This is a genomic window from Sphingobacterium sp. GVS05A (genome assembly GCF_019969845.1).
Classification (GTDB): Bacteria; Bacteroidota; Bacteroidia; order Sphingobacteriales; family Sphingobacteriaceae; genus Sphingobacterium.
In genome coordinates this window covers 305,700-319,818 of sequence record NZ_JAHXYR010000004.1, presented here as the reverse complement: position 1 = coordinate 319,818, position 14,119 = coordinate 305,700, and the positions used below count along the sequence as shown (strand labels likewise).

Genomic DNA, 14,119 nt, shown 5'->3' with positions numbered 1-14,119 from the left:
TACTAACTAACTTCCTCACTCAAAAACTGTTCCGCTACAATACGGTCTTTCAAGTGATCGATATCGACTACTTTTTCAAACACAAATGCCTCAACATGCAAATCATTTTCCAAAAGCGCACGTTGAAAGTTACGCATTCTGGAATTTCCTGCCGCAACGGAACTTAATGCACAGCTCATTGCCGCTTTACGAAAACAATAAATACCCCCTGAAACAAATTTTGTTTCCGCTGTAGCCTGATCTAAAAATGCTTCCACGTTTAGTTCCTGGTCTGTATTCACATAAAGCGGGCTCTCGTCATCGACAAATGGTGTAACAGCCATAAAAGCGTCTACATTTTCCTTTTGTTGGAAAGCTGTTAGGTATTCGTGAAATTCATGGGGTCTAAAAACAGTATCTGTGGTTGTCAGACAACAGGAGGTCCAATCTGGATTACTTTCGACCAATAAGGCAAAACTATGCAGGGAGCTTGGTGTATCCTCCTCAATCAGGACGATAGGAAGCTCGAATGCTGTATGCGTTAAAAATGTCTTCAATTCAGGTGATTGTCTGTTGATAATAACATGCACTTGCTGCGCACCTTCTTTAGCAAAGACACGAATCAATCGTTCAATTAATGGAACACCATGTAAAGGTAGCAGGGGCTTAGGCAAATTAAAGCCTTCTTTTCGCAATCGAGATCCTTCTCCCGCCGCAATGATAGCAAATTCCATTCCTTCTAATTGCAAAATAAAATCATTCATTAAAAAAGTAAAACCCCTATCACGATCTCAACGTTCGCAAACGCAAAAATTGACAGCGGGTTATTTCCGGACAATTGCTTGATAGCCCCCTCCACCATCTCTAAATAGAGCGGGTTATACAAGTTCATACACTAATTGTCCCGAAGAAAAAGGGGAAGAACTGCCCGAAGCAATTATTCCCCTTTTTATAAAGGTAATTTATTGAATACTGTCTACTAACTCTTGGTAATAATCTAATCCCAAGTGCGTAATCAAATCCTCGCCCATAATATGACGCAAGGTATTTTGCAATTTCATTAATTGTTTGAAGATATCATGCTCAGGAGGTAAACCTGGTGCAGTTTGTGGAGATTTCAAGTAGAAGGACAACCATTCTTGGATACCTGACATGCCAGCACGTTGCGCCAAATCAATAAATAATGCCAAATCCAACGCAACCGGAGCCGCTAAAATTGAATCTCGACATAAGAAATTAATCTTAATTTGCATTTTGTAACCTAACCAACCAAAGATATCGATATTATCCCAAGATTCTTTATTATCACCGTGAGGTGGGTAATAATTGATACGTACCTTATGGTATAGATCACCGTATAATTCAGGATTCTTTTTCGCATCTAAGATCTCTTCCAATACAGATAATTTAGAAACTTCTTTAGTTTTGAAGTTTTCAGGATCATCCAATACCAATCCATCGCGGTTACCTAAAATATTTGTTGAGAACCAACCTTCAACGCCAAGCGCTCTTGCCTGAAGACCAGGAGCAACAATTGTTTTCATCAACGTTTGACCAGTTTTGAAGTCTTTTCCAGCAATTGCAACACCATATTCATGAGCTAATTCAACGATCGCAGGGACGTCACATGTCAAGTTTGGTGCACCATTAACATAAGGAGCGCCTTCTTTTATAGCCGCATAACAATAGATCATGCTCGGTGGAATGCGTTGATCGTCATTATCCAAAGCCTCTTCTAATTTTGCAATTGTTGAGAAAGCTTCATTTGTTTCAATATAACGTTCAGTAGAACCACACCAGACTATTACGACACGGTCTAAGCCGTTTTTTTCTTTAAATTCGCGGATATCACGTTGTACGGCATCAGCCAACTCGCGACGTGTTTTCTCTGATTTGATGTGCGTGCCATCCAAATTTTTAACAAAATTACGATCAAACACAGCTTTCATTGGTTGAATTGCTTCCAATTCAGCTTTTACAGCGTCAAGTTGCCCTTGTTCTAATACCTGTGCTTTTGAAGCAGCTTCATATACGTTATCTTCATATACGTCCCAACCACCAAAAACGACATCTTCCAACTTTGCCAAAGGGACGAAATCCTTGATTAAAGGATTTCTATTCTCCGTGCGCTTACCTAAACGGATTCTGCTCAATTGAGAAACAGATCCTATTGGTTTTGAAAAACCTTTGTTTATAGATGCCACACCAGCGATCAATGTTGTAGCCACAGCACCTAATCCCGGAATAAGAATACCCAATTTACCATTGGCATCTTTCACTTGTTGTCCCATATTAATTCTATATACTTAAATTGTTATTTAATTGATGTTTTATGATAAAATAATTCTTAAAATTAGCTTAAAAAAACATATTTCATATCCATCGTCACTTTATTTATAAAATCATGACAATTGCTGTTTCAATGCCTATTCGAAGGCAAAAGAAACGAGATGAAATGAATAAGCACCCCAAGCCAACATCGTCCATCTCACTGAAATATAAGGCATTTGACCATACTTGCGAAAACAAAATATAATCATAACTAATTTAACTCAATATATTAACATTAAAAAACTAATCCAAATACAATTCGAAAAAAGTTATTCTTTCTAAAAAATTGGTCAATTTTTCTTTTTCTATTCTATATAAATATGACAATAAAATTGGAAAATGTCTTCCAGAGCGTTACCTTTAAGCTGATAATTGATGAAACCGTCATGAGTTTAGGTTAAACGAGTGTAAGAAGTTTATGTAAACTATGAAAAATCAACATTCCTAAATAATTATTTCAATGAAAACTACCATTTCGTTTCTGGCTTTAGCATTGTTAACCGGGAGCCAGCTCCATGCACAGACTACCACAGATTCCGCTTATGTTCGGGATTATTATGAGAAAACCGAAGTAACGGTTCCGATGCGAGATGGCAAGAAATTGTTTACCGTGATCTACAGCCCCAAAGATAAAACCAAGAAATATCCCATTTTATTAAACCGGACACCTTATACCGTGGGGCCTTATGGCCAAAATGAGTACAAGAAAAGTTTGGGTAACTTCCCATCGATGATGCGGGACGGCTATATCTTTGTTTATCAAGATGTCCGTGGAAAATGGATGAGTGAAGGTGATTTTGAAGATGTTCGACCAACAAACCTGAGTAAAGATAAAAAAGCGATCGACGAGAGCACAGACACCTACGACGCTTTAGAGTGGCTAAAGAAAAATGTGAAAAACTACAATGGAAAAGCGGGTCTCTATGGGATTTCCTACCCCGGTTTCTACTCCACAGTGGGACTGGTCAAGACCCATCCCAGCCTTAAAGCGGTCTCGCCACAGGCTCCGGTGACCGATTGGTTTATTGGGGATGATTTTCACCACAATGGTGTATTATTCCTGCAAGATGCTTTCACATTTATGTCAACATTTGGTGTGCCACGTCCAAAACCAATTACCCCCGATCAATTCAAAAGTAACATTCAGATCAACGAGGTCGATAAATATAATTTTTTCCTTGAAGGCGGAACCGCCAAAGAGCTCAAAGAAAAGTATTTTGGCGATTCGGTCAAATTCTGGAACGACCTCTTTAAGCATCCCAACTACGATGAGTTTTGGAAATCACGTGTCATCACAAATTACCTGCAAGATGTCAAACCTGCAGTTATGGTTGTTGGCGGTTTTTTTGATGCCGAAGATGCCTATGGTACATTTAAAACCTATCAGTCTATCGAAGAAAAAAGCAAAACAAATAATTCGATTTTGGTTGCGGGTCCCTGGTATCACGGCGGATGGGTTCGCGCAGCAGGAGATCATTTGGGCGACATTCAATTTGAGAAAAAAACAAGTATCACCTACCAGGAAAAATTTGAACAACCCTTTTTCAGTCACTACTTAAAAGAAGAAGGTAGCTTCTCTCCTGCCGAGGCCAATATCTTTATTTCGGGGAGTAATGAATGGAAGCAATTCAAACAATGGCCACCCAAAAATGTCGAGACAAAAAAACTTTATTTTCAGCCACAGGGCAAACTTGGTTTTGAGAAAGTCCAACGCACGGATTCATGGGATGAATATGTAACGGACCCAAACAAACCTGTTCCACATCAAGGCGGACTCATCCAAAACCGTACACGCGAGTACATGGTCGATGATCAACGCTTTGCAGCCAATCGCCCCGATGTCATGGTCTATCAAACAGCAGCTTTGACCGAAGACATTACCATTGTCGGCCCGATCAAAAACTTTCTTAAAGTATCATCAACAGGTACCGATGCGGATTATGTTGTTAAACTCATTGACGTTTATCCCAATGATGCTCCCAGTTTTGAAGGAAAAACAATGGCGGGATACCAAATGATGGTCAGAGGCGAAATCATGGCTGGAAAATACAGAAACGGCTTTGACAAACCACAGGCATTGACTCCCGGTCTCGTGGAGAAAGTAGATTTTGTGATGCCGGATGTTGCGCACACCTTTAAAAAAGGACATCGTATCATGGTTCAGGTACAAAATTCCTGGTTCCCATTGGCGGAACGGAATCCACAGGTATTTATGGAACCCTATACAGCGACCAAAGCCGACTTCCGTAAAGCAACACAGCGCATTTTCCATGATGTCAATAATGCGACCTATATCGAATTTGACATCTTAAAAGATTAAATCGAGGTGAACCAACTTGACAATATCAACAAGTGGTTCATGAGTAAGCTATTCACATAGACCGCAGCCCCATTATTTTAAAATAATGGGGCTGCTAGCATTTACCAAATGTCGTTTACGCGATTATGATTCTTCCACGAATTTATTTTCTGCCGCTTTTATTCCTGTCAATAACAACAGGACAATACTAGCCGCAAGAAAATAAAAGGAGTAGTTCCAGGATGGGTCTATCTCATGCAATTTTCCAAAAATCGGTGGGCCGAATGCAGCAATCAAATACCCGACTGATTGCGCCATTCCCGAAATTTTGATTGCATTCGCTGTCGATTTTGCCCTTAAACTAAAAAAGAGAATAGAAAGGCTAAAAGACAGGCCATTGGAAAGCCCTAATAATATGGCTGCAACATAGATCCCATCTAGCTTATATAAAAAGAAGATCAAAATGCTGCCCAGCATACCCACCGCAACAGCAACAGCCATCAGTCGCTGATCTTTCATTCGGTGCGCAATAATAGGCCCGACAAACATAATGGGGATCATCGCAATCTGAATCAAAAACAACAACCAACCGGTGTCTTTGGCAGCCATCCCATAATCGACCAATACCTTGGGCAACCAGGAAATCAAACTATAATAAACCAATGATTGAATTCCCATAAATATACTGATATACCAAGCCAATCTGGATTTAAAAATATGCCCAATCCCAGTCTGCACTTGCTTCTTCTGCTTAGGAATAACATTCTTCTGCCCACGTAACTGATCAAAAAAAACAGCAATAATAGATCCTATCGCCAGGACCACCCAAACACCTAGGGAACCTCTCCATCCAAAGCTAGTCCAGTCACCCAGACGTAGACTAAAGCCTGATGCGAATGCTGCCGTCAAGTTCATTGCTACAGCAAAAATACCAGTCATCAGTCCGATGTTATTGGGAAAACTGGTTTTAATATACCCTGGAGCTACAACATTACCCACACAGATTCCTAAGCCAATCATGACGGATCCCACAAACAAAGAAGTTGTACCGCCCCCTACCCGCACAATGATTCCCACAGCAAGGACAATCAATCCAAACAACAAAAAACGATGCATACCCCGAACGTGGGAATACTTACTCACCAGGACCGAACAACTTGCAAACATAAAAAGAGGAATTGCCGTCAATAAACTACTTTGAAAGCTATCTAATGTAAGATAGTCACTGATTTGACCCAAAACAGGCCCCACAGCCGTAATCGGCGATCTCAGATTCGTTGAAACTAAAATAACAACCAATACAGACAACCAGCTCCAGGATACAGTGTTTGATTTTTGTATAATATTATTCATATAAATTATTTATTTCTTGGGTGTAATAGCTAATGTTTAGCGGGTGGATGCCTTCGCTACTATACGATATTACCGCATGATGAATACACCTACAAGATGATTTGTTGCAAAGATATATTCAGTTATTTAATTAAATTTGCCATTGATTTAATTTATAACGACATGGGCTGTTCCAATCATATTGATACAATTGATAATATAAAAAAATCTAATTTTGTCTGGTTTGAAGAAAATTGGGTTCACGACGATGCGTTACATACCCATCTTAAGGCGCAGTTGATTTATGTCGAGCAAGGTTTTCAATACCTCACCGTTGAGGGAAAAATGTACCTCCTGCCCCAGAATCATGTGGCATGGGTACCCTCAAATGCTTTACATAAGACCAATTCACATTCCGAGAGTATCAAGTTAATGATCGTCTTTTTTGATATCGAGCAGGGGGATCCATTTTTCGAAAAGGTTCAAATATTCGCTGCTCCGAAGGTGTTAAGAGAGATGATCCTATATGCCGAAAAATGGTCAAAATTAACGGAAGAAAATGAACATGAAACAATTTTCCTTCGTGCACTCCTTAACGAACTCCCCGCCTTTGGATCCCGCTTATTGCATCTAGAAATTACGCTGCCGAGTGAAAATAGATTACAGATAGTCTTAAATCACCTACACGACCACTATACCCATCCTATTAAGATGGAAGAAATTGCGTTATTATCCAATCTTTCCCTGCGCACGATCGAACGATTATTTAAAAAGGAAACGGGAATGACACTGGTCAAATACCAGCAATTGCTACGGATAATTAAAAGTCTTGAATTATTAAGCACAGGTGAACTGACCATATCCCAGATTGCCTACAAAGTTGGGTACCAAAGTGTACAGGCTTTTACAAATAGTTTTTATGCTGTCATGGGCTACCGGCCTTCCGCTTTTATTGAGCTTTAACAGCATAACAAGAAAGTGTTTGTAGTTTTTTAGCTACAAAATTCAAGCGATTCATTAAAAATAATAAACAACATTTGCATATGTGTAAAATACACACTATCTTTGTTGCATCATAATTTAGGTTTATAATTGGTTATTTAAGGTTTTCATTCTCCCCGTTTGAAAACCTTTTTTTTGTCCCTATACTTCCTATTAAATTCTATTTGACGTGCCTTTTATGGCTGATCCTGTTATAATCTCATGTATAAAATAAGGCAGGAAATCTTACAAAATAGCAGCCTTCAGAAAATCATCATTCAAATTAAATTCTTAAAAAATTCAATAATTCTTCAACAATAGTGTATTTTTAACCATATGTTCAAAATAGGAGAATCCTATTCGTAACATAAACATAAAAATACATCGAAAATATAAATAAACACATATGGCAGAGCATGGGGATTTACAAATCGCAATATTAATCGATGCGGATAATGTTTCTTATCGAAAGATCGAAGAGATTCTGAACGAAGTCAAACGCTACGGTATCCCAACGATCAAACGGATCTACGGTGACTGGACCAATCCTTATGTCGAAAAATGGAAGGATAAGCTCCTCACCCATGCAATAACCCCCATCCAGCAGTATAGCTATACCCAAGGTAAAAACTCCACCGATTCAGCTCTTATTATCGACGCGATGGACATTCTACATTCCGACAGGGTCGATGGCTTCTGTATTGTATCGAGCGACAGTGATTTTACAAGATTGGCAACCCGTTTAAGAGAATCGGGTAAGTTGGTGATTGGTATTGGAGAGAAAAAAACGCCGAAACCTTTCATCGCTTCTTGCGACAAATTTATTTATGTTGAGATCTTTGAAAAGAATCCAAAAAAGGAACCTAACACAAAGAAAAAACAGCAGAATCAGCCCAAACCGGCACCTGTAGACAATCCAACCAGCATAGCAGTGCTTGACGAAGAGACACTGGAATTATTAAAAGACACCGTTGATGACACCGCAGATGAAAATGGATGGGCATTTTTAGGGGAAATTGGTAGTCTTTTCAATAAAAGAAAACCAGATTTTGATGCGCGAAATTATGGTTACGATAAGATGTCCCACCTTTTTAAAGCCTATACGGAGGATTTTGAAATTGAAGAACGTAACACGGATAAATCGAGAATAAAACATTATTACATTCGAAATATTATCAAACGACCTTTATCTGCCGTCGCTCCCTCACCAAAAGCTGAAGACAAAAAAACAGTAGCAACCACTGATGTAAAAGCACAGGAAGTTACGGCAAAACCTACCAATCAAAATGCACGAAAAAAAGGTCGCCAAAATAAAAAACCTCAGGAGACAGCAGTAACTGAAAATCCACCGAAAGAGCTTGCAGCAGTTCAACAGAAGGAGGAACAACAAGCAGTAGAAAATATCGCTCAAAATGATTCTCCCAATCATATGTTATTTCCAGCAGCAGGAAATAAAATTACAGCGGATGATACAAAAAAAGCGCAAATCAGAATTACGAAAGATTTTAAGCCTCTATTTCCAACGAAATCACAAAAGCTCCGGATCGTTATTGATTCCAATGAGTATGAATGCAATTTCACGTACCGTGGCCGTGGATTCCATGTCCTTAAACTAGGAAAAGAGGCCGCAACCCAACTTGGACTAGCGGAAGGTATCCAGCTAGAAATTACGAAACTCAACGAGCATACCTATACACTCCAAAATCAATCCCGCTAATTTTAGCGCCGGATGGACTGAAAAAAACACTTGAAGTACTGATTGAACCCAATGTAGTTGATCGATCAGTACTTCAAATGATACAAGACTATGTGCGAGCTCATGTATCTATCGTATCAGCATCGTCTGATCCGGCAGCAGATTAAAATTCCCTGAAAACAAGGAGTATATCATCACTATTTTCCAGCTATATTTGTTTATATTCAGACTGACCTTGGACATTATTTAAGGATGATGACCCTGATAAAAAATCCAAGGCGGACTAAATGTCGGATCTGATGTACCGACAAATGAGATCATTCATTCTTGTTTAATACAATGGAGATAAAAAAGGTTTTCAACTATATATGGGTACTAAGCAGTACCCTCGTATTTCTCGCATGTGGGCAGCGTAGCGCCGCAGATTCAGCGCAACCGTCGACTAGTGAAAATAACCACACGGACGTTCTGCCTTATGATTCCACAACGCGTACAATTCATGTACTTGTCGCATTATGTGATAATACCTATCAGGGAATCGTACCTGTTCCCAAAGCAATCGGTAACGGTCAGGATCCGGCCAACAATCTCTATTGGGGCTGCGAATATGGTATAAAAACTTATTTCAATCGCAGTAAAGATTGGAAACTTTTAAAAAAGTATAAAGCAAAAGGTGCAATCCTCGAACGTTTGGTCTATAAACACAGGTCTGAAAACTATTACCTTGTTGCAGATGCCTATGATGGCAAAGAGATTAAGCTGTGTACAGTTGATTTTCTCCGAGGCCTGCATGGCCAGCTAAAAGATACACTGCAGGTAGACAACAAGATTATCGGAATAGCAGGCAATGCAAAGCTCAATGCTTATATCGGACATGATGGCCTTATGGATTTCCAACTAGACCAGCGTTTCAAAAACACCGACCACCAAAAGCGGAATGCGATTATCCTCGCTTGTTACAGTAAAAAGTATTTTGCACCTCATATCGATAAGGAAACTGTAAACCCCATTCTCTGGACAAGCCATTTGATGTGTCCAGAAGCCTACAGTCTCCATGATGCGCTAACAGGGTATATAAACGGAGAAAGCAACGAACAAATTCAGGAAAGAGCAGCAAAAGCCTATTCCAAATATCAGAAATGTAGTCTCCGTGCGGCAAAGAACCTGTTGATCACCAATTGGTAACAGGTTTATCTTCCACCGGCAAACTCCATCGTGAAATGATAGTTTTCGTCAATAGGCACTACTTTTCTATCAACCTTGCGCAGATCACGCGCTTCTTCTGTCCATAGAAAAGGATAAAATGAAAACACCTGATTTCCATCCAATTTTTGTACATCTTCAGCCCATTCCTTCCATTTAAATGTTTCATAAAATTGACGGATGTTACCCTTCAATGTCCAATAAATAAAATCAAAATAGCCGCACTCCAAACTTTCCCATTGCAAGGTGTCCTGTGCAAAATAATAGACCTGTCCTATGTCCTCGCCCAAAGCTCCAGCATTAATCGCAAAATATCCTCCCAAAACATCATCGGCAATTAACAAAAAACCACCTTTCTCCCCTTCTTTGTCAAAGCTTTTCCCTTTGTTCCACTCCATGATACCTCGATTCAATTTAGCCGAACCAGAGCCTAGGATCCGTAGCCATCCACCATCGATGAGTATTCCACCGGTTTGATGAATAATAGCACCCATAGGTGATTTTGTGGTAATCTGAGCTCGTAATAACTCTTCATCTGCACGTTTTGGATTTCTGGGCAGTACCTCATAAAAATTACTTGCTCCCTTCATCCATTCTTCGACCAGACCCCATCCTGAATCTGTCGGATTAATCAACTCATTTAGACTCTTCATTCCTTGTCTTTTATATTCAAAACAAACCATACTTACTTCCCTTACGACCTCATCTGCCGTAGAAAGAAGAATAAAGCGACGCATCTTGAATTGCCGAAATTACCACAATTCTTCCTGTCATCCAAATCACATAAGTTCATTAACTAAAGTCCAAAACAGGATTTAACCGTTACTTTACGCACAAAATATAGGAACCTTGAAGCAATTTTCGTTAAATTTAAACCATGCAACATGAATTAGAAAAACTTCGGTATCCCATAGGCCGCTTTGCCGTACCAGATCATATTGACAAGCAACTACTGAATGATTGGATAAAAACAATCGCAGATTTCCCCGCACGACTCAAATCCGAAGTCAGCGACCTGCCAGATATCGCTTTAGAGAAACGATATCGCCCAGACGGTTGGACCATCAGACAGGTGGTGCATCACTGCGCTGATAGCCACATGAATAGCTTTGTCCGTTTTAAGTTAGCGCTGACAGAAGATGACCCTACGATAAAACTCTATGAAGAAAACCTGTGGGCCGAACTTCCGGATGCAAAACACAATCCAATTGAAAGCTCCCTTAAATTATTAGAAGGCTTACACCAACGTTGGGAAATCTTGCTTAAGAGCCTGAGTGATGAGCAACTTGAACGAGCCTTTATTCATCCGGTTACAAAACGGTATATTTCCCTTAAAGTAAATATAGGTCTCTATGCCTGGCATTGTAATCACCATTTGATGCATATCGTCAACGCAAAAAATAGATCGGTCTAACGATAAAGTCTTATTTTCAGGTAGCTGCCAAAAAAGTCAATGCGACCCCTTGAGAATCACGTATTCCTAGGCCATCAGCGACAGCGTGATAATAAAGGCACCAAAGGCTCCCAAAGCAAGGCCTACGATACCGGCGATCAAAAATGTCCGCAGATAATAGCCAAACGTTTTGGTCTTTTTCTGGATGATATGGATAATCCCCACTATCAGGGAATAACCTGCACCTGCGCCAAAAAATAGCATAAAGGCTAGGTCGATCAGCATACCTGTGAAATCTAAATTCGCAGAAGATAACATCGTGCAGGTTATTTTTTCTTTTTAAACAGTTTACTAAAAAAGGATGAACTACTATTTTCTGTAGGTTCGTCCTTTGCTTCTACTCCCCCAATTTTCTCATTCGCCCAAATTAACAATTCGGGTTCAATATCCAATTCGTGTTGTCGGGCAAAGTCCGACCAGTAGGCATGTTTTTCCTGATCCATAAAGTCGGGATCATTTTTATAATAACCCAATAAGCTTTCTGTAGCAGACTCATAGACACTATAATGATTTGCCCGCTCAAAATAATGAATGGCTTTTTTACTGTCCTTTTTAAATTTTAACCCCGCATCATACATCAAACCGTAATAAATATTGGAATAACTATCCGCTTTATCTTTCTTCAGATAAACAAGTAGACGGTCATAGTCATCTAAACTATAATAAATCGAAGCAATATTGCGATTATTTTCAACCAGTTTCAACTCCGCTTTTTTGTAGTAATCCAATGCTTTTTCAAGATCTTCCTCTACATAGGTCCCACTAAAATAGAAATAACCCAGATTGGATAATGCATAGCCATTCCCAAGATCAGCCCCTTTGTTATAGGCCTCAAAAGCTTTTTTTAGATCCGACGTATAGCCTATTCCATGCTGGTAAAGATAACCGATGCTATTCCAAGAAGCTGCATACCCCTTTCCGGCAGAACGCTCATAGTATGCAATTCCTTTTTTCAGGTCCAGAAAACGTTTATTTTCATTATCGGTATCCGTATAGATATTACCAAGTTCATACATGCTGCTTTCATTGTCCTGATCAGCTGAAAATGTAAAGTAACGGATAGCATTTTCGACGTCTCCATTTCTGCAGCAATCCATGGCCATGTGATACAAGGTATAACTATCATAAGCAGATTCGAAATCTACACCCCGATTCGATTTCCACTGAGTGAAAAAATGGTCAAAAACCTCAAGTTCCTTTCCTTCCAGCTTGTCCAATGCCTTGATATAATATCCATACTGATCTTGGGGCACCTCTTCCAATCCCTCATATCCTTTATTGAACAGTTTGCGGTCGCGCAACATCATTAGATCTTGATAATGCCGTACACTACCACAGATGAAATCGAAGGATTCACTCAGTTCTTTGCTATCAGTATCGTAGTAATAATACCCGCCCACCTGATCTTGCAGGATAAAATAGTCCATCAGCGCATAGCTGATTGTAGCATAATGTGCTGACAATGGAATCAGCCAGCTTTTAGTCTCTGTGTGATAGATCCCTCTTTCCGATTCGGTTTCGATGATATAACAATTATAGGCACCATTACCAAAATCTGCACCTCCCTGTATAGATTTAATCGTCAGATCTTGCAGAAGAAAACCCTTGTTAGCGAGGTCATACAGAAAATATTTGCCTTCTGAAAGGTAATATAATGCACTGAGCCCATTCATGGCATTTAGCACAACCACATCTTTTACCAAAAGGGAGCCGTCTGCTGCATGGACTGATTTCTTTTTTTTATTGTTTAAATTGACCGCGTAAAAATCAAACAACAATTCGTTCAAAACCCCTTCAGGATACTCGCCCAATAGAACACCCTGATTGGAATAATATTTACGTAGTTTGCTGTTCGCTATCGGTTGATAAATAAAGCCCTCGTAGTCTATTTCAAAAGGCTCATCAGAACCTGTCGTATGGAAGCCCTTACCTTCGGCATCGATAATATCATATTTTTCGTCCCGCTTTCCCTGATAGAATCCATAAGCAAAATCGTCCAAAACATCATAGTTCAAGGGAATAATTGTAGCGCCAGTCTCCACGTCCACCAAGCCATATTTGCCCGCTAAACTCACTTTTCCTACTATCGTACCACGGCCGCTCTGTACAGGCTCTGCAGAGGCGTACATACAAGGGATGGTCTCTTCGCCCTTTCTATTTAAATAGCCAAACAAACCTTCTTTCGCAACAACTGCAAAGCCATTGTAATCAAAGTCTCCGATCTCTTCATAGCGGGGTTCAACTTTCACCTCAGCCTTCGCATTCCGGATTCCCCAACGTCCGTTTTCTTCAAAAAACTGGTTATCAAGGCTATCAATCGCTTCCGTATTCCACCAGCCTAATCCATAGTTGCTCCACTCAGCCTCTAACATCGCTAAAAAGGAATCATAACCTGAGCGATTCAAAATAGGATAAAGCTCTGATAACGACTGCTTCTCTATTGCTTTTTCGTAATACAGGTTCTTCTCATGAATTTCAAATGCAAAATCCTTTGCTTGTTGACTATGTTTAACCTCAGACATATTAAAAACATCACGCGCATTGATCTGGAAGCATTCAAATGGAAGTCCATGCAGAAAATCGAACATTTTTTCGATGGTCAGCAGGACAGCAGCATTGGATATCAAGTTATACTCCTGAATAAGCAGATCGTAGAATCTCCTTAATTTTAAAACACCCGCTTCTTTTTCAGCATATACCAAGGTACCTTTTGATTTTGGATTTGCCGCAAACAGGGGCAGCAACAAATCTGGAATGACATAGTTCCATTCACCCAAATAAGCATGGAAATACTCCTGATCTTTTTTATCTGTGTTATAAATATAAATTCGATGTGCCATATTCT

11 protein-coding genes are annotated in these 14,119 nt (G+C 39.7%); 5 read left to right on the top strand and 6 right to left on the bottom strand.

Annotated features, from left to right (window positions below; translation table 11 throughout):
* Window positions 1-2 precede the first annotated feature (2 nt).
* Window positions 3-743 carry an NDP-sugar synthase gene (locus LC454_RS11845; RefSeq protein WP_223582560.1) on the bottom strand — a complete coding sequence of 247 codons (741 nt, stop codon included), beginning with the start codon at window positions 741-743 and terminating at the stop codon, window positions 3-5.
* A 198-nt stretch (window positions 744-941) separates the two neighbouring features.
* Window positions 942-2,270 (bottom strand): inositol-3-phosphate synthase, encoded by a 1,329-nt coding sequence (locus LC454_RS11840; RefSeq protein ID WP_223582558.1) that lies wholly within the window; start codon window positions 2,268-2,270, stop codon window positions 942-944.
* Between the two features lie 500 nt (window positions 2,271-2,770).
* Here LC454_RS11840 and LC454_RS11835 point away from each other — a divergent pair, with 500 nt between their 5' ends.
* Window positions 2,771-4,630, top strand: coding sequence for a CocE/NonD family hydrolase (locus LC454_RS11835; protein WP_223582556.1), 1,860 nt, complete (start codon window positions 2,771-2,773; stop codon window positions 4,628-4,630).
* Between the two features lie 123 nt (window positions 4,631-4,753).
* On the opposite strand, the gene LC454_RS11830 is transcribed toward LC454_RS11835, so the two are convergent.
* Window positions 4,754-5,962, bottom strand: coding sequence for a CynX/NimT family MFS transporter (locus tag LC454_RS11830; RefSeq protein ID WP_223582555.1), 1,209 nt, complete (start codon window positions 5,960-5,962; stop codon window positions 4,754-4,756).
* Window positions 5,963-6,124: 162 nt separating this feature from the next.
* Here LC454_RS11830 and LC454_RS11825 point away from each other — a divergent pair, with 162 nt between their 5' ends.
* The 3 genes from LC454_RS11825 to LC454_RS11815 all read left to right on the top strand — a co-directional run bounded on the left by LC454_RS11825 (window position 6,125) and on the right by LC454_RS11815 (window position 9,803).
* Window positions 6,125-6,904 carry a helix-turn-helix domain-containing protein gene (locus LC454_RS11825; protein WP_223582554.1) on the top strand — a complete coding sequence of 260 codons (780 nt, stop codon included), beginning with the start codon at window positions 6,125-6,127 and terminating at the stop codon, window positions 6,902-6,904.
* Between the two features lie 424 nt (window positions 6,905-7,328).
* A complete protein-coding gene (locus LC454_RS11820; RefSeq protein ID WP_223582553.1) occupies window positions 7,329-8,639 on the top strand; it encodes an NYN domain-containing protein in 1,311 nt (436 codons plus the stop codon).
* 318 nt (window positions 8,640-8,957) lie between these two features.
* On the top strand, window positions 8,958-9,803 hold the full coding sequence (locus tag LC454_RS11815; RefSeq protein WP_223582552.1) for a hypothetical protein: 846 nt from the start codon (window positions 8,958-8,960) through the stop codon (window positions 9,801-9,803).
* A 5-nt stretch (window positions 9,804-9,808) separates the two neighbouring features.
* Here LC454_RS11815 and LC454_RS11810 read toward each other — a convergent pair whose 3' ends face one another.
* Window positions 9,809-10,474: a DUF2625 domain-containing protein gene (locus LC454_RS11810; RefSeq protein ID WP_223582551.1), complete on the bottom strand. Its 666-nt coding sequence runs from the start codon at window positions 10,472-10,474 to the stop codon at window positions 9,809-9,811.
* A gap of 224 nt (window positions 10,475-10,698) precedes the next feature.
* Here LC454_RS11810 and LC454_RS11805 point away from each other — a divergent pair, with 224 nt between their 5' ends.
* Window positions 10,699-11,235 (top strand): YfiT family bacillithiol transferase, encoded by a 537-nt coding sequence (locus LC454_RS11805; RefSeq protein WP_120260806.1) that lies wholly within the window; start codon window positions 10,699-10,701, stop codon window positions 11,233-11,235.
* A 66-nt stretch (window positions 11,236-11,301) separates the two neighbouring features.
* Here LC454_RS11805 and LC454_RS11800 read toward each other — a convergent pair whose 3' ends face one another.
* Complete coding sequence (locus LC454_RS11800; protein ID WP_223582550.1) at window positions 11,302-11,532, bottom strand: hypothetical protein; 231 nt, start codon at window positions 11,530-11,532, stop codon at window positions 11,302-11,304.
* An 8-nt stretch (window positions 11,533-11,540) separates the two neighbouring features.
* Window positions 11,541-14,114: an SEL1-like repeat protein gene (locus tag LC454_RS11795; RefSeq protein WP_223582549.1), complete on the bottom strand. Its 2,574-nt coding sequence runs from the start codon at window positions 14,112-14,114 to the stop codon at window positions 11,541-11,543.
* Between the last annotated feature and the right edge of the window lie 5 nt (window positions 14,115-14,119).